This is a genomic window from Loigolactobacillus binensis (genome assembly GCF_005405165.1).
In the GTDB taxonomy this organism is placed as follows: Bacteria; Bacillota; Bacilli; order Lactobacillales; family Lactobacillaceae; genus Loigolactobacillus; species Loigolactobacillus binensis.
This window is the reverse complement of the sequence record NZ_BJDN01000006.1, coordinates 38,531-54,055: the sequence shown is the minus strand read 5'-3', so window position 1 is coordinate 54,055 and position 15,525 is coordinate 38,531. Positions and strand designations below refer to the sequence as shown.

Annotated in this window: 17 protein-coding genes; 9 read left to right on the top strand and 8 right to left on the bottom strand. The window is 39.9% G+C overall.

Annotated features, from left to right (window positions below):
- The first annotated feature begins 12 nt into the window (after positions 1–12).
- The 7 genes from ribF to lepA all read left to right on the top strand — a co-directional run bounded on the left by ribF (position 13) and on the right by lepA (position 9,407).
- On the top strand, positions 13–969 hold the full coding sequence (gene ribF / locus FFM78_RS04385; protein WP_137637223.1) for a riboflavin biosynthesis protein RibF: 957 nt from the start codon (positions 13–15) through the stop codon (positions 967–969).
- A complete protein-coding gene (gene hemW, locus FFM78_RS04380) occupies positions 966–2,108 on the top strand; it encodes a radical SAM family heme chaperone HemW (RefSeq protein ID WP_137637222.1) in 1,143 nt (380 codons plus the stop codon). Before ribF ends, hemW begins: the two co-directional genes overlap by 4 nt.
- 207 nt (positions 2,109–2,315) lie before the next feature.
- Positions 2,316–3,356: a heat-inducible transcriptional repressor HrcA gene (gene hrcA, locus FFM78_RS04375; RefSeq protein ID WP_137637221.1), complete on the top strand. Its 1,041-nt coding sequence runs from the start codon at positions 2,316–2,318 to the stop codon at positions 3,354–3,356.
- A gap of 19 nt (positions 3,357–3,375) precedes the next feature.
- The gene (grpE, locus tag FFM78_RS04370; protein ID WP_137637220.1) at positions 3,376–4,011 is read left to right on the top strand and encodes a nucleotide exchange factor GrpE; all 636 of its coding nucleotides are present in this window, start codon (positions 3,376–3,378) and stop codon (positions 4,009–4,011) included.
- Positions 4,012–4,041: 30 nt separating this feature from the next.
- Complete coding sequence (gene dnaK / locus FFM78_RS04365; RefSeq protein ID WP_137637219.1) at positions 4,042–5,907, top strand: molecular chaperone DnaK; 1,866 nt, start codon at positions 4,042–4,044, stop codon at positions 5,905–5,907.
- Positions 5,908–6,294: 387 nt separating this feature from the next.
- Entirely contained in the window at positions 6,295–7,437 is a 1,143-nt protein-coding gene (dnaJ, locus tag FFM78_RS04360; RefSeq protein WP_137637218.1) for a molecular chaperone DnaJ, read from the top strand.
- Between the two features lie 131 nt (positions 7,438–7,568).
- Positions 7,569–9,407, top strand: a complete 1,839-nt coding sequence (lepA, locus tag FFM78_RS04355; protein WP_137637217.1) for a translation elongation factor 4 — start codon at positions 7,569–7,571, stop codon at positions 9,405–9,407.
- 125 nt (positions 9,408–9,532) lie between these two features.
- Here lepA and FFM78_RS04350 read toward each other — a convergent pair whose 3' ends face one another.
- From FFM78_RS04350 to FFM78_RS04315, 8 genes are all read right to left on the bottom strand, one after another.
- The gene (locus FFM78_RS04350) at positions 9,533–10,699 is read right to left on the bottom strand and encodes a tyrosine-type recombinase/integrase (protein WP_137637216.1); all 1,167 of its coding nucleotides are present in this window, start codon (positions 10,697–10,699) and stop codon (positions 9,533–9,535) included.
- Positions 10,700–10,797: 98 nt separating this feature from the next.
- On the bottom strand, positions 10,798–11,499 hold the full coding sequence (locus FFM78_RS04345; protein ID WP_137637215.1) for a hypothetical protein: 702 nt from the start codon (positions 11,497–11,499) through the stop codon (positions 10,798–10,800).
- The gene (locus FFM78_RS04340) at positions 11,496–11,909 is read right to left on the bottom strand and encodes a hypothetical protein (RefSeq protein ID WP_137637214.1); all 414 of its coding nucleotides are present in this window, start codon (positions 11,907–11,909) and stop codon (positions 11,496–11,498) included. Before FFM78_RS04340 ends, FFM78_RS04345 begins: the two co-directional genes overlap by 4 nt.
- Complete coding sequence (locus tag FFM78_RS04335; RefSeq protein WP_137637213.1) at positions 11,906–12,838, bottom strand: ParA family protein; 933 nt, start codon at positions 12,836–12,838, stop codon at positions 11,906–11,908. Before FFM78_RS04335 ends, FFM78_RS04340 begins: the two co-directional genes overlap by 4 nt.
- Positions 12,839–12,927: 89 nt before the next feature.
- On the bottom strand, positions 12,928–13,245 hold the full coding sequence (locus FFM78_RS04330) for a DUF898 family protein (protein ID WP_137637212.1): 318 nt from the start codon (positions 13,243–13,245) through the stop codon (positions 12,928–12,930).
- Between the two features lie 25 nt (positions 13,246–13,270).
- Positions 13,271–13,852 carry a DUF5067 domain-containing protein gene (locus tag FFM78_RS04325; protein WP_137637211.1) on the bottom strand — a complete coding sequence of 194 codons (582 nt, stop codon included), beginning with the start codon at positions 13,850–13,852 and terminating at the stop codon, positions 13,271–13,273.
- Positions 13,853–13,954: 102 nt separating this feature from the next.
- Positions 13,955–14,389: an ImmA/IrrE family metallo-endopeptidase gene (locus FFM78_RS04320; RefSeq protein WP_137637210.1), complete on the bottom strand. Its 435-nt coding sequence runs from the start codon at positions 14,387–14,389 to the stop codon at positions 13,955–13,957.
- 24 nt (positions 14,390–14,413) lie between these two features.
- On the bottom strand, positions 14,414–14,809 hold the full coding sequence (locus tag FFM78_RS04315; protein ID WP_137637209.1) for a helix-turn-helix domain-containing protein: 396 nt from the start codon (positions 14,807–14,809) through the stop codon (positions 14,414–14,416).
- A gap of 151 nt (positions 14,810–14,960) precedes the next feature.
- Between FFM78_RS04315 and FFM78_RS04310 the strand changes: the two genes are divergently transcribed.
- The gene (locus FFM78_RS04310) at positions 14,961–15,188 is read left to right on the top strand and encodes a helix-turn-helix transcriptional regulator (protein WP_137637208.1); all 228 of its coding nucleotides are present in this window, start codon (positions 14,961–14,963) and stop codon (positions 15,186–15,188) included.
- A gap of 21 nt (positions 15,189–15,209) precedes the next feature.
- Positions 15,210–15,446 carry a hypothetical protein gene (locus FFM78_RS04305; protein ID WP_137637207.1) on the top strand — a complete coding sequence of 79 codons (237 nt, stop codon included), beginning with the start codon at positions 15,210–15,212 and terminating at the stop codon, positions 15,444–15,446.
- Positions 15,447–15,525 lie beyond the last annotated feature (79 nt).

The window sequence follows — 15,525 nt, the reverse complement described above, 5'->3', positions numbered from 1 at the left end:
GGAGTTTAGGTTATGAAGATTGTTCGGATCCATCATCCCTATGCACAAACACAAATCGATGAGACACCAATTGTATTGACGTTAGGCTTTTTTGATGGCGTTCACCGTGGGCACCAGGCAGTGATCAAGCAGGCAGCTGCGATCGCTAAGACAAAGAAGTTACCGTTAGCGGTAATGACGTTTAATCAACACCCTAGTTTAGTATTTAATAAATTAGATTCAGAACAAATGAAGTATTTGGTTACACCGGAAATGAAGATCGATTTAATGCGCCAATTAGGTGTTGATATTTTATATATTGTAGAATTTACATCAACCTTTGGTGCTTTATCCCCGCAAGAGTTTGTTGAGCAATATATTATTGGGTTACACGCTCAGGTTGCAGTGGCTGGTTTTGATTATACCTTTGGTGCTGATCGGGCCACGATGACTGATCTAATTGATTATGCTGCAAAGCGGTTTGAAGTCGTTGAAGTTCCCCAACAACAAACTGCTGCAGCTAAGATCAGCTCTACACGGATCAGAGCAGCGATCAAAGTGGGGGATATTGATTTAGCCGACGAGCTATTGGGCTATCCTTACCGAACAGTAGGGGTTGTTGTTCACGGTGTTGCGCGGGGACGAACGATCGGTTTTCCCACACTGAATTTAACGGTTGATCCCACAATGCATATGCTGGCGCTCGGTGTCTATGCGGTTAAATTAGCTATCAATGGTCAATGGCATTTAGGTATGGCTTCCATTGGGCGTAACGTTACGTTTGGTGATGATAACTTGGTCACTGTGGAGATTTATGTGCTTGACTTTAAGCAAATGGTTTACGGTGAGCAAGTACAAGTTGCTTGGTTCTCCCGTTTGCGCGGCGAAGTTAAATTTTCTGGTGCTGATGGTTTGATCGCCCAGCTGACTCAAGACGAACAACATACGCGTGATTATTTTGCAACACATAGCGGCCAGGTAACGCTATGACCGGCGCTTATATTCACATTCCTTTTTGTGAGCATATTTGTTACTACTGTGATTTTAACAAAGTTTTTTTAGCGGGACAGCCTGTTGATGATTATATTGACTGCTTATTACAAGAAATGCGGTTGGTAACGCTGGCTCACCCGGAAAAACAGATCGATACGCTTTATGTTGGTGGTGGTACGCCAACTACATTAACGCCTAAGCAGCTAGAACGATTACTTAAAGGTATGCAGGAAATTTTGCCATTTACCGGCCATGAATTTACTTTTGAGGCTAATCCTAATGATTTATTGACCACGGATAAGTTAACGGTGCTACATGAATATGGTGTGAATCGCTTAAGTATCGGCGTGCAATCTTTCAATGATGAGGTGCTGAAAAAAATTGGGCGAATTCATCGCAGTGCCGATGTTTATACCGCAATTGCCAATGCTCGTAAAGTTGGTTTTGAAAATATCAGTATTGATCTGATCTTCCGTTTACCAGGGCAAAGTATGGCCGACTTTACTGATAGTTTGGATAAGGCGATTGCTTTAGATCTGCCCCATTATTCGACGTATTCATTAATTTTAGAGCGGAAAACCGTGTTTTATAATTTAATGCGTCAGGGTAAATTACATTTACCGTCGGAAGATGTAGAAGCTGATATGTATGAACTGGCGATCGACAAATTTGCGCAAGCAGGTCGCCGGCAATATGAGATCAGTAATTTTGCACGACCAGGCTATGAATCACAACATAATTTAACTTATTGGCAGAATGACAATTACTTTGGTTTTGGTGCCGGTGCTAGTGGCTATTTAGGAAAGGAACGCTACCAAAACTTTGGCCCGATCCAACAATATTTAACGCCACTACATGCTGGCCATGTACCAGTATTACAGCGGCATGTTTTGCCACGTAGTGAGCAAATTGAGGAAGAACTGTTTCTCGGTTTGCGAACTGCAGCTGGCGTTAATAAGCAACATTTTGCTATTAAATTTGGTTTACCTATGGCCGAGCTGTATGGCACAACGATTGCGGCGTTAGTGAAGCGCGGTTTATTAGCAGAAGATGAGCAGCATATTCATCTAACTCGGCGCGGCGAATTTATGGGGAATGAAGTTTTTCAGGCCTTTTTATTAGATGATGAAACTTAAAATCAGAACATCAAAAGTCGCGCCGATTAGGTGGCGATTTTTTTGACATCATCGTGATTAAGCAGGAGCTATTTCTCCGGCTTGCGACCGATTTTCTAATTTTTACTGGAAAAACCAGCTGGTGCCTTGACTTAAAGCGATGGAGTTGTTATATTAATAATTGTGTTAGCACTCAAATGTATCAAGTGCTAAAAAGAGGTGGTTCGAATGCTGACCAAACGACAACTAGTGATTTTAAAGGAAATTGTCCGTTTGTATACTGAAAGTGGTCAGCCAGTGGGTTCCAAAAAATTATTGGACCAACTGCCAATGCACGTTTCTTCGGCCACGGTACGCAACGAGATGGTGCACTTAGAAGATATGGGATTGATCGAAAAAACTCATTTGTCTTCTGGACGCATTCCTTCGACTAAAGGTTATCGCTATTATCTGGATCATTTAGTTGAGCCAAGTGGTGTTGATGCCAGTGATCTGGCCGTGATCGAAACGTCCTTTGACCAAAGCTATCACCAGATCGATCAAATCATTGCCCAGTCGGCTAAGATTCTTTCGAGCCTTACAAGTTACACGGCAATTTCGTTAGGACCTGAGTTACGGGATGCGCGGCTTACTGGGTTTCGACTGGTTCCGCTAGGTGATCATCAAGTAATGGCGATCCTAGTAACCGACAATGGTGCGGTGGAGAATCAAATTTTTAGTGTGCCGCAGGAGTTAGATAGTGAAAGCCTGGAGAAGGCTATTCGGATCATCAATGATCAATTGGTTGGTTTATCGTTAACTGAAGTGATTCAAAAGCTGCAAAGTGATATTCCACAGTTGTTAACGCATTACATGATCACGCCGACCGGTTTTTTGAATATTTTCGGCAATGTGTTAAAGAAGGCCGCCCAGGAGCGCTTCTACGTTGACGGTAAAATGAATCTGATTAACCCGGCGACAGTGAAAAATGTGGATCAATTGAAGTCACTTTACTCATTGATCGATCAGAATGATGATTTGGCTAAATTGATCGGTGTGCCAGACCAGACGATCGAGGTGCGTTTAGGCGATGAATTGACCAGTGATCTATTACGCAATTTTAGTTTGATCACGGCCACTTATGATGTCGGTGATCACGGTAAAGGCATGATCGCACTATTAGGTCCAACGAGTATGCCATATTCACGGATGATTGGATTACTGGATGTTTTCCGCGAAGAGTTGGCGAAAAAAATAACTGATTATTATACCCATCGCGGGGATGAGTGATCATTGGAGGTGAATTTGTTTGGCTAAGAAAGAGCAAGCAGCAGCTGAAGATAAGTTGACGCAAAAGGCGGAATTTCCATCAGAAAAGGATTTAGCAACTAGTGCAGCACCACAAAGTACAGCTAGTGATGCACCAAAACAGACTGATAGTACTGCCGCTGAAACGGCAACTAGTGCAGCGGCAGAAACGAAAGATCCGCAGGCTGAACAGATCAAGGCATTGCAGGATAAGGTTGACGGTACCGAAGACAAGTATCTACGGGCAGAAGCCGAGATCCAAAATATGAATAATCGTTTTAAAAAAGAGCGTGAGCAATTACTGAAGTACGAGGGCCAAGACTTGATCAAAGATATTTTACCAGTGATCGATAATTTAGAGCGTGCTTTGGCAGTTGATGTTAGTGATCAAAATGGTAAACAATTGAAAAAGGGGGTCCAAATGGTGTACGACCATTTGGAACGCACTTTGAAGGATCATCAGATCATTGAGATCGCAGCTGCAGATCAAGTCTTTGATCCGACCATTCACCAGGCAGTGCAAACTGTCGCTGTGGAAGGTGATCAAAAACCTGATACTGTAGTACAGGTCTTGCAAAAGGGCTATAAGCTTAAGGATCGTGTTTTACGACCTGCAATGGTTGTAGTCGCACAATAAAAACTAAAATAAGTAAAGAGGTTAGAATTTATGGCTAAAGTAATCGGTATTGACCTTGGGACGACTAACTCAGCTGTTGCCGTACTCGAAGGTAGCGAACCAAAAATTATCACAAATCCAGAAGGTAATCGGACCACACCATCTGTTGTTTCTTTCAAGAACGGTGAAACTCAAGTTGGTGAAGTTGCTAAACGACAAGCAATCACAAATCCTAACACCGTTGCTTCAATCAAACGGCACATGGGTGAAGCAGGCTATAAAGTAGAAGTTGACGGTAAATCTTACACGCCACAGGAAATTTCGGCCATGATTTTACAATACATCAAGAAATTCTCTGAAGATTATTTAGGCGAAGAAGTTAACGATGCAGTTATTACGGTACCGGCATACTTTAATGATAGCCAACGGCAAGCTACTAAGGATGCTGGTAAAATTGCCGGTTTAAACGTTCAACGGATCATTAACGAACCAACAGCGTCAGCATTGGCTTATGGCTTGGATAAAGGTGACGCCGATGAAAAGATCTTGGTTTATGATTTAGGTGGCGGTACTTTTGATGTTTCCGTCCTTGAATTAGGCGATGGGGTCTTTGAAGTACTTTCCACAAATGGTGATACTCACCTTGGTGGGGATGACTTTGACCAAAAGATCATTGACTGGTTAGTTGCTGAATTTAAGCAAGAAAACGGTGTTGATCTTGCCAAAGATAAAATGGCTTTACAACGGTTAAAGGATGCTGCTGAAAAAGCTAAAAAAGATTTATCTGGAGTCAATGAAGCACAGATCAGCTTGCCATTTATTTCTGCTGGTGATGCAGGTCCATTACATTTGGAAAAAACCTTGACTCGGGCTAAATTTGATGAAATGACTGCTGATTTAGTTGCGCGGACGAAGGTACCATTTGACAACGCTTTGCGTGACGCTAAATTAAGCTTAGGTGATATTGATAAGGTGATCTTAAACGGTGGGTCAACTCGGATCCCAGCCGTCCAAGAAGCGGTTAAGCAATGGACCGGTAAAGACCCAGATCGTTCGATCAACCCGGATGAGGCCGTTGCCTTAGGTGCTGCGGTTCAAGGCGGGGTCATCACTGGTGATGTTAAGGACGTTGTTTTACTTGACGTTACGCCATTATCATTAGGTATCGAAACTATGGGTGGTGTCTTCACTAAGTTGATCGATCGTAACACAACGATCCCAACAAGCAAGTCACAAGTCTTCTCCACCGCTGCTGATAACCAACCAGCCGTTGACATCCATGTTTTACAAGGTGAACGGCCAATGGCAGCTGACGACAAAACGTTAGGGCGTTTCCAATTAGCTGATATCCCAGCAGCACCACGGGGTGTTCCTCAGATCGAAGTTAAGTTCGATATTGACAAGAACGGTATCGTTAACGTTTCGGCTAAAGACATGGGTACGCAAAAAGAACAAAAGATCACGATCAAGAGTTCTTCAGGTCTTTCGGACGAAGAAATTGAACGGATGCAAAAAGAAGCCGAAGAAAATGCTGATGCCGATAAGAAGAAGAAAGAAGAAGTTGATTTGCGTAATGACGTTGAACAACTCCTCTTCACAACTGATAAGACCTTGAAGGAATTGAAGGGCAAAGTGTCCGACGATGAAATCAAAAAGGCTGAAGACGCTAAGGCTGCTTTGAAGAAAGCTCAAGATGAAAACAACTTAGACGACATGAAGGCTAAACGCGATGATTTGAACAAGATCGTCCAAGATTTATCCGTTAAAATGTATGAACAAGCTGCTAAAGAACAACAAGCTAAAGGCGGCGATGCTGCTGGGGCAGCTAGTCAAACTACAGATGATGCCAAGAAAGATGATGGCGACACTGTTGATGGTGACTTTGAAGAAGTCGATCCTGACAAGGATAAGAAGTAGAATATATAACGAAGAGCACTCAGCAATCTAGTCTAGATTAGTTATAGGATACGCATAGCGGATCGTTAATTAATTGTAACTAGAGGAAAGTGGCTACTCTACGGAATACGTTTGTGCTAAAAAACAAGCAGCATATTTTCCAACAAAAGGCCAAAGCCATTGCGGCTTTTGGCTTTTTGTTTTAATCTATGGTATGCTTGACAAAGTTTTTTAGGGTAGCGGCGTGTCTTGGTAAAAGCATCCTTTTTGGCTGCTTAAACAGGCACTGAAATTTTTCAATTGATTTAGTAGAAACGAATTTGAAGAAATTGATTCCTGCCAACTAAGCGCAGGAATATGGACGCCTTTTTTCAAATACGTTAAATTTCTAGGAGGTTCTTAGTACGCATGGCGGATAAAGATTATTATGAAACTTTGGGGGTTAGTCGTGACGCCTCACAAGATGAAATCAAACGCGCCTACCGTAAGCTTTCCAAAAAGTATCATCCTGATTTAAATAAAGCACCTGATGCGGAGCAAAAATTTAAGGATATTTCGGAAGCTTACGAAACTTTAGGCGATGCAGATAAACGTGCGCAATATGATCAATATGGTTCTGCCGGTCCTCAAGGTCAGGGCGGTTTTGGCGGCCAAGGCTTTGGTGGCTTTAGTGGTGGCGGTCAAAGCTTTGGCGGCTTTGACGACATTTTCAGCCAATTTTTCGGTGGTGGCGGTGGTCAACGCGCCAATCCAAATGCGCCACGCCAGGGTTCTGACTTACAGTATCAAATGGATCTTAAATTTGAAGAAGCGGTTTTTGGTAAGGAAACAACGATTTCTTATACTCGTGAAGCAATGTGCCATACTTGTAATGGAACTGGTGCTAAGCCAGGTACGACACCGGATACGTGTCATAAATGCCATGGCTCTGGCTATATCCAAGTCACACGGCAAACGCCGTTAGGGCGGATGCAGTCCCGCGAGGTCTGTGATGTCTGTCATGGTACTGGTAAAGAAATCAAAGAAAAATGCCCAACTTGTCATGGCTCTGGTCATGAAGAAGAGCGGCATAGTGTTAAGGTCAAAGTTCCTGCCGGGGTCGAAGATGGCCAGCAGATGCGCTTATCTGAACAAGGTGAAGCTGGTGAAAACGGTGGCCCTTACGGTGATCTATTCATTGTTTTCCGTGTAGCACCAAGTGATAAGTTTGAACGAGACGGTGCTGAGATCTATTTAGAAGTACCGATCAGTTTTGTTCAGGCTGCCTTAGGCGACGAACTGCAAGTTGATACAGTTAGTGGTAAAGTGAAGTTAAAAGTTCCAGCCGGCACACAGACTAACACTACTTTCCGATTACGCGGACAAGGCGCACCACGTTTGCGTGGTAATGGTCGTGGTGACCAACACGTCAAGGTTAAAGTCGTGACGCCTAAACATTTAAGTGGCGAGCAAAAGGATGCTTTGAAGTCTTTTGCTCAAGCTAGCGGTGAAGATATGACTGAAACGGAAGGCAACTTGTTTGATAAATTATTTGGTAAGCGAAAGAAATAGTGACAAGCAGGTGGCGTAAGGCCGCCTGCTTTTTTGTTAGCGGCTAAAGACCAATTGCGTCCAGGCGATGAGCTTGCTATAATTTAAAGGAATGGCTTACGCAAGTGGGCATTGAGAAAGTAGGCAAGATAATGGATATTAAAGCGATGCAAGAACGTCAAAAACATATTCGCAACTTTTCGATTGTTGCCCATATTGATCATGGTAAATCAACTTTAGCCGATCGAATTTTAGAATTGACGCACACTGTTGCTAAACGCGATATGGAGGCCCAGATCCTGGATACAATGGATCTTGAACGTGAACGGGGAATCACAATTAAGTTGAATGCAGTTGAATTGGCCTATCAAGCTAAAAACGGCCAAACCTACACTTTTCATTTGATCGACACTCCAGGCCATGTTGATTTTTCTTATGAAGTTTCGCGTAGTCTGGCAGCTTGTGAAGGGGCCGTTTTAGTGGTTGATGCTGCTCAAGGTGTGGAAGCACAAACGTTAGCTAACGTCTATTTGGCGATTGATAATGATTTGGAGATTATTCCGGTGATCAACAAAATTGATCTACCGGCGGCCGATCCGGACCGCGTGAAAGCAGAAATTGAGGATGATATTGGCATTGGGGCCCAGGACGCTGTGCTGGCAAGTGCTAAACAAGGTGTTGGGATTGAAGAGATCCTGGAACGAATCGTCACGGATATTCCCGCGCCAACAGGTGATTTGACGGCACCGTTACGGGCCTTGATCTTTGATTCGGTTTATGATAGTTACCGTGGGGTCGTTCTGAACACACGGGTTTTTGAAGGGGTTGTTAAACCAGGCGATACGATCAAATTAATGCAAAGCGGTAAAACTTTTGAAGTGACTGAAGTCGGCGTAATGTCACCTAAGGCGGTTCAACGAGAAATGCTGATGGCTGGTGACGTAGGCTACATCACAGCTAGCATTAAAACGATTCAGGACACGGAGGTCGGTGATACAGTTACCTTAGCCAATAATCCGGCTACGAATGCTATTCAAGGCTATCGAAAAATGACGCCAATGGTTTATTGTGGCTTATATCCAGTTGATTCCTCAAAATATAATGAATTACGTGAATCACTAGAAAAATTACGGTTAAATGATGCTGCTTTAACCTTTGAGCCAGAAACATCAGAAGCATTAGGCTTTGGTTTTCGTTGTGGATTCTTAGGCCTATTGCACATGGATGTGATCCAAGAGCGTTTGGAGCGCGAATTTGATCTGGATTTGATCACAACGGCGCCGTCGGTTATTTATCATATTAACTTAACTGATGGTAGCCAAAAAGTGGTTGCTAATCCCTCGGAGATGCCTGATCCGGCTTCAATTCGTTCGATTGAAGAACCTTTTGTCCATGCTTCGATCATGGTGCCTAATGATTATGTTGGTGCGGTCATGGAATTGTCGCAGAATAAGCGGGGCGACTTTGACACGATGGAATACCTAGATAACAACCGGGTTAACGTGATTTATCATTTGCCGTTATCAGAAATTATTTATGACTTTTTCGATAAATTAAAATCCAGCACTAAGGGTTATGCCTCACTTGATTACCAAATTGAAGGTTACCGTGAAAGTAAATTAGTTAAAATGGATATTTTACTTAATGGTGAATCAGTCGATGCTTTAAGCAGTATTGTTCATCAAGACTTTGCTTTTGATCGTGGTCGCGAAATCGTCGCGAAGTTGCAAAAAATTATCCCCCGGCAGCAATTTGAGGTACCTATTCAGGCAGCTATTGGGAATAAAATTATTGCGCGAACTAACATTAAAGCATTACGAAAGAACGTTTTAGCTAAATGTTATGGTGGTGATATCTCCCGTAAACGTAAATTACTTGAGAAGCAAAAGCGGGGCAAGAAACGAATGAAACAGATCGGCTCCGTGGAAGTGCCGCAGGAAGCCTTCATGGCTGTTTTACGCACCGACGAGGAAGAAAGTCACAAGAAATAGGGACTTACATGAAAATAATGTTCCACAAAATAGGTGAATTCCTACGATTTTCCTACGTGATTTTTTGATCGTAGGAATATACAAAAATAAATGTATATTTTTCCGACGCAGCTAGGCTTAATTGCCTAGCTGTTTTTTTGTATTCTTTCCAGAATATCCACTGTGTTTTTCTTCATCTTTTGGGTGACATGCGAGTAGGTATCCAATGTAGTCGAGATCCGTGAGTGACCGAGTCGCTCCTGAATTTCTTTAGGCTTAGCACCATTTTCTAATAATAGCGTGGCATGGGTATGTCTCAGGGAATGGTAATTAAACGGGAAGCCTAATTCTTTAGAGATATGACCACACTTGTATTTGATCGAGTTGGGGGTTACAGGCTTACCATTTTCGTGAGTGCAAACAAAATTTGATTCAAAGTAATAGCTGCCATAACGTAAGCGATTTTCCATTTGCTGTTTGTGCCAGGTACGTAATTCATTCAAAAGTGAGCTACCAATAAGGATCGTGCGATAGCTTGCAGCTGTTTTCGGGGATGCCAGTTCGTAGTCGTGTCCAGTAAGTTGGATCATATTACGTTCAACTTTGATTGTTGCAGCGTCTAAATCGACCATATCCCACTGTAAGCCACAAACTTCGCCGCGGCGCATTCCAGTATTAAAACCGATCAGGAGTGGTATATGAAATGAATCGGCAGGCGGTGTGAATTGTAGAATCTGATCGTACTGTTGCAAGGTGATGATTTTCAAATCTTCACGTGATTTATGCGGCTTTATATTGTATTTAGGCATATCAACATAGTTCATCGGGTTGTCCCGAATAAACTGATATGGATAAACGGCCTTACGAAATGCACCCTTAAGAACCGTAAAAATAATTTCAACGGTGTGTTTAGCTAAAGTTCGGTGAGTTCGATCGTCAACGATTTCAGAAACATCATCAATGAATTTTTGCAGTACAGCAGGGCCAATGGTGCGAAGCTTATAATTACCTAGGTGTGGCTTGATATACTTATCAATAATATTCTTGTAATTATGCTGAGTATTATACTTCAAATTACGTTCTACATATTTTTTGAACCAGTAATCAAAAAAATCAGAAATACTCAGGTTTGATAGCTCGTATTCGATTCCAGCACGCTCATACTCGGCGATAGCCTTACGTAAGGCTCTTTTAGCTTCCTTCTCTGTATGACCGCCAAAACGCTCGATACGCTTACGTTTGCTACCAATTACAGCCGCTTCAAACGAATAATAATAACTGTCGCCACGGTGGCGAATATAACCTTCTGCCATGATAATGACCTCCTAATAAGATGAATTTTCAAGACTTGATTATGCAAGTAGGGAACGTATGTTCTTTAATGGGATAACGAAAAGCCCTTGAAGGGCTGCTATTCGTTATCTTTGATTTCACTAATTATTTGGATTGTTTCATAGTCCGAGAAAATAATCGATAAACTATTTTTCAAATCGGCAGTATCCCATTTTATTAAGGACTCGCTACAGATACTGATAATAAAATAAATATAGATTTTCATTATTTTTGTAAATGAACAGTAATTCTTGTTAAAGTTCGTTGGTCTTAATGTTGTTGCTAAATTTAGGAACTCAATAATATCTGTATTAATATTTGTTGCTGAATGTGATAAACCGGAAAAATCATTATAAAATGAAAGTAATCGATCAAGTTTTGAATTTAAATCAGTTGTTAGAAGACCTGATTTTTGCAGAGTACCTTTGTTAGTTTTAAACCTTGTAGGGTCAATGTCCAGTCCATAATAATTCAGCATAAACTTAATAAAGTTTTCGATTGAAGATCTTAATAGTAGTAATGAAGCGTTTTTTTGATTTAACATCATGGATATGTAGGCTTCGTTACAAAATGAAATGGAAACTTTAAAGTATTCGTCATTAGTGAATTTACGCAATTCAAACCTATTTGTAAAATAATGAATGAAATAAACATACTTATAAGATTTATAAAGCTTTTTATTTCCAATTTCATCTAACCTTGCCAGCGTTTTTGGGAGTAAATCATCTATTAGTTCAAATTCTTGATTTGCGATTCTAGTACGACTTTGATCTTGATTCATTGATTTAGCCATCCTGATAATTCGTTTGCTATACTATTTAACTTTTTATGAGCATTCTCATCTTGTCCCAAGGCATACTTTTTTTCTAAATAATTTAAGATTATTTTCGATAATTTAACAGTATCAGAGTAATTAAAATCATCAATTATATGTCTGCATACTCTTGCACCTAGAAGCGTTCTACTTTTATATACATAATCCTTATATTGCATAGATCCAAATGGTTTTAGGAAAAAATTGAAAATGAAATCAGGTAGTTCATCATTTCGTTTGAATACAGTCTTATCCAATATTAATGAATACATAAAACCTGTAAAATAGTTGATAGATTCCTCCGAATCTAGTTTATTACTTTGTAAAATATCAACTTGCTTTATTATTTTCTTCACATAGTTACTATTTTCTGTCATTGTGAGATCCTTTCCATAAACTGAGTCGCAAATTTTTCGAATCCATTAGTTAAATTTGAGTATAATCCATTATCTTCAACTTCTGAATAGAGTATAAAAGCAGATGAAGCAGATTTTATTAATGGAATTTCACCGGCAAAAATTTCTATTTTATTTGAAAAATCACGTTCAACGATGTCTCTGATGGCTGCTTCAGCTTTTAACCCTGTTGTCATTGAAAAGATGATACCTAAATTTTTTAATTTCTTTCCTGTTGCTTTATATAAGCTATCATCTAGCAGCTTCTCTTTAATTTTATTTTGTAGAGAATTTATACCTATCGAAGAGTAGAAATCAATTTTACTTGGAATAACATAATAGTTAGAAGCGTACAGGCTAGAGTGGGTTAGAATAGACCATGTAGGGGGGCAATCAATTAATACAAAATCATAATTACTTTCAAGATAATTATCGATATAATCTTGAATTGCACCTACTTTACCTGCTGTGTCACCAGCAATAACGGCTGATAACTCTAAATCACCAGGCACAAAATCTAAATTTTCTGAGTATGAAATAATGATATCCTTTTTAGTATCTTTATTAGCATTTGTAGGCGCGAAAATTTGCATGACCGTTTTTTCGTCATCAGATAATTTCTCATAATATTTAGCAGAATCTGCTTCTGCACGAATAATATCGTTTTCTTCTTGTGATTCATCATCAATATTGTTTTTTTCTTCATCGTACTTTGATAAACGTGTTTTTTGTAGCAACATAGCTTGAGTTGCATTAAATTGCGGATCCAAGTCAAGTATAATAACTTTATTTCCTTTGTTAGATAAGTAATCAGCGGTATTAATACATAAAGTCGTCTTCCCAACGCCGCCTTTCATGTTGATAAAAGAAATTACTTTTGGTTTATTTACTGTATCAGATTCTTTATTCATTTTATACCCTCCAAAGTTTAAATGAAATTAAAATTTAAATTCCCCTCCATGGAATCGAACCACGGTGCACCGGCAGGGGATACAATAACTTATGCAAAAGATGTATTTTTAGCTTTCCAATCTTCAAGTTTAACGTTGACCCAAAAGCTGTAGATACCAAGTGTAACTATAGTGAGTAGCAGCCATTTGATCCAATTACCAAATAACCCAATGGCTGAACCATGAAAACTCATTCGCTTACCATCGATTACAGTATGATTTATTTTCCAGCCATACAACATTGTTAGAGCCCAAGGATAACAAATTCCAAGTGTGAAGAATGTAATTAAAATACCAAGAATTGACCAGCCGATAAATTGTAATAACCCACCATCAAAAAAAGATGAACGCCCATACTTTACTTCCATAAAATCCTCCCAAATAGCCTAAGTGTTAATTTGCAGACTCAGTACTATAGTCTTTAGCTTGTTCAAAAGTACCAATCTTGTATGTTTTTTGCCCTAACTTTTTACCTTCAAATCCTTTGGTAGCTTTTAAAACGACTGGAGTTTTTGTATCAGCTAATTCATAGGCTGTAACACATTTAACTGTTCCATTTTTGTTGATTTTTTGAGTTTGAACGTCTATCGCATCTTGATACTCAGACGGCGTAGAACCCACTTCAAGCTTACCTTCAGTATCCTTATTTTTTTGATAAGCGTTAAATACGGCCTGCCATCCAGTAACTGCATCAATGTCTTTATTTGATAGGTTTGTAATACTATATTCAAATACAACCATATTTTTGTCTGTAGTACCATCCTCAGAAGGGCTAAGAAAACGAACTTTATCAATTTTAATTTTCAAGTCCCTTAATTTTGCTGTATCCTTTTTGAAATAGTATTTTTTCTTTGCTGCTTGCACAGTAACTTGGTCGTTATTGTGCATCGAAGTAGGTAGTGGAGCGATAACGCCGCCTAACATAAGTGAACTAAGTACACTAACCTGTGCAATGAGTTTGTGGTGCTTATTCATTTGTAATTCCCCCAAACTTAATCAGCTTTTAGTGTCGATCAGTATTTGGACATAATAATTAAGATAGTCCCATGCTATAAAGTGTATACAACTAGTATTGATTTAATAGTCACTGAGTTTAGGAAAGCCGTATGTCCAAACTAATTCTTGATAATTGTCAGCAGCCCGATCGTATTCCTCAACAAAAAAATTCGTCAGTAGGTGTGCGGCAAAAGAATCAGCCTCAACTTCAACTTTACTTCGATTTCGGCGATCAAAGTCGTAATAGCCATCTAATCCTTCGTGCTCTAAAACATGTCCTAATTCGTGAGCCATAGCAAAATAACGTTCAGGTGTATTGCGAATACGCTCATTTAATAATATCATCGGTGCTTTGCCACCACCTATTGTAGGGTAGTGTCTCGTTTGCCCAGCAGGATGTGCACCAAATGGGCGCCAGTCAACCTGAATATTTAGTTTTTCAGCAATGATAAACGGATCGAAGGTCTTATAGCGATGACCCATGTATTCGATAACCGTCTCTAAATCTTCCCTCATAATCTAAATCACATCACTTAATAGTTATTCTTCTTTTCCATCGCGTGCAATCTTTCTTTCAGCCTTACGCCGTTTCCAGAATATCTGTGTGAAAGCGACATTTAATTGTTCAAGTTCTTCTTTCGTCAGGTCATCACCGTCATAAGTCATCCCAGCATCCTCATCTATAAACTTCTTTAAGTCCAGGGTATCACGTTGGTCAGCCCATTTAGGCGTTTGATTTTGTCCGAGTAGATAGTCTATTGTGACATCATAAAGTGAAGCGATTCGCTTCAATGTATCGATATCCGGCTCACGGGTGCCATATTCATAGTTGGCATAAGTTGCCATATTTTTAAGTCCTAATTTTTGTGCAACTAAGGTTTTTGACCAACCCTTTTCCTCACGTAATTGAGTAAGGCGCTCACTTAATATAGCCATTAATTTCACCTCAGTGATAGTTTATCATTATTAAACGTAATATTTAGATATTTAAACAAAAAGTATAAAAAAAGCTTGACTTAAACTATACGTTTAGTTATTATTTACTTGTAAGTTAAACGTAAAGTTTAAGAAAGAAAGGAGCAATTTGATGAACCTAGGAAAAACAGTGGCACAGCGTATGCGAGAAATCAGAATTGAAAAAGGCTTATCGCAAACGTATGTAGCTGAAAAACTTGGTTTTAAATCGAGTCAGCGTTATGCAAACATTGAATACGGACATGCTAAGTTAAGCTTAGAAATAGCGTTAAGAGTAGCCGATATATTTGAAGTAGATATTAATGATTTTTTGCGCGAAAAAGTTAAACATTTTGATTAATTGATAAAGGAAGTGAATCCAATGCATGAAGCATTAATTGAAATTCAAAAATCAAACCGCGAGAAACGACTTGCTGAGCGTCTGATGGAACTATTCAAGGCGATGTTCCAAGCTCGCGACTATTACGGCAAAACAGACGGTATCATCCATGCTGACTACAGCCAAGTTCCTGAACTATTGACTGAGTTTAAGGAAGCCGGTATTCGTTATATTCCGGTCGATACTGGTTTTTACTTTGATTGGAGTGACTTGAAATAAGCACTTCATGGCATCCCATAACTTAATGATAAATAAAACCTAGCGAATAGTCGCTAGGAAATTATGCAAGTAGGTGATT

Bases quoted from the DNA above. Each gene is read 5' to 3' on its own strand.
- lepA (WP_137637217.1), top strand. From the start codon at position 7,569: ATGGATATTAAAGCGATGCAAGAACGTCAAAAACATATTCGCAACTTT.
- FFM78_RS04345 (WP_137637215.1), bottom strand. From the start codon at position 11,499: ATGAATCAAGATCAAAGTCGTACTAGAATCGCAAATCAAGAATTTGAA.
- FFM78_RS04340 (WP_137637214.1), bottom strand. From the start codon at position 11,909: ATGACAGAAAATAGTAACTATGTGAAGAAAATAATAAAGCAAGTTGAT.
- FFM78_RS04335 (WP_137637213.1), bottom strand. From the start codon at position 12,838: ATGAATAAAGAATCTGATACAGTAAATAAACCAAAAGTAATTTCTTTT.
- dnaJ (WP_137637218.1), top strand. From the start codon at position 6,295: ATGGCGGATAAAGATTATTATGAAACTTTGGGGGTTAGTCGTGACGCC.
- FFM78_RS04315 (WP_137637209.1), bottom strand. From the start codon at position 14,809: ATGGCTATATTAAGTGAGCGCCTTACTCAATTACGTGAGGAAAAGGGT.
- hemW (WP_137637222.1), top strand. From the start codon at position 966: ATGACCGGCGCTTATATTCACATTCCTTTTTGTGAGCATATTTGTTAC.
- dnaK (WP_137637219.1), top strand. From the start codon at position 4,042: ATGGCTAAAGTAATCGGTATTGACCTTGGGACGACTAACTCAGCTGTT.
- FFM78_RS04350 (WP_137637216.1), bottom strand. From the start codon at position 10,699: ATGGCAGAAGGTTATATTCGCCACCGTGGCGACAGTTATTATTATTCG.
- FFM78_RS04325 (WP_137637211.1), bottom strand. From the start codon at position 13,852: ATGAATAAGCACCACAAACTCATTGCACAGGTTAGTGTACTTAGTTCA.
- ribF (WP_137637223.1), top strand. From the start codon at position 13: ATGAAGATTGTTCGGATCCATCATCCCTATGCACAAACACAAATCGAT.
- FFM78_RS04330 (WP_137637212.1), bottom strand. From the start codon at position 13,245: ATGGAAGTAAAGTATGGGCGTTCATCTTTTTTTGATGGTGGGTTATTA.
- hrcA (WP_137637221.1), top strand. From the start codon at position 2,316: ATGCTGACCAAACGACAACTAGTGATTTTAAAGGAAATTGTCCGTTTG.
- FFM78_RS04305 (WP_137637207.1), top strand. From the start codon at position 15,210: ATGCATGAAGCATTAATTGAAATTCAAAAATCAAACCGCGAGAAACGA.
- FFM78_RS04310 (WP_137637208.1), top strand. From the start codon at position 14,961: ATGAACCTAGGAAAAACAGTGGCACAGCGTATGCGAGAAATCAGAATT.
- FFM78_RS04320 (WP_137637210.1), bottom strand. From the start codon at position 14,389: ATGAGGGAAGATTTAGAGACGGTTATCGAATACATGGGTCATCGCTAT.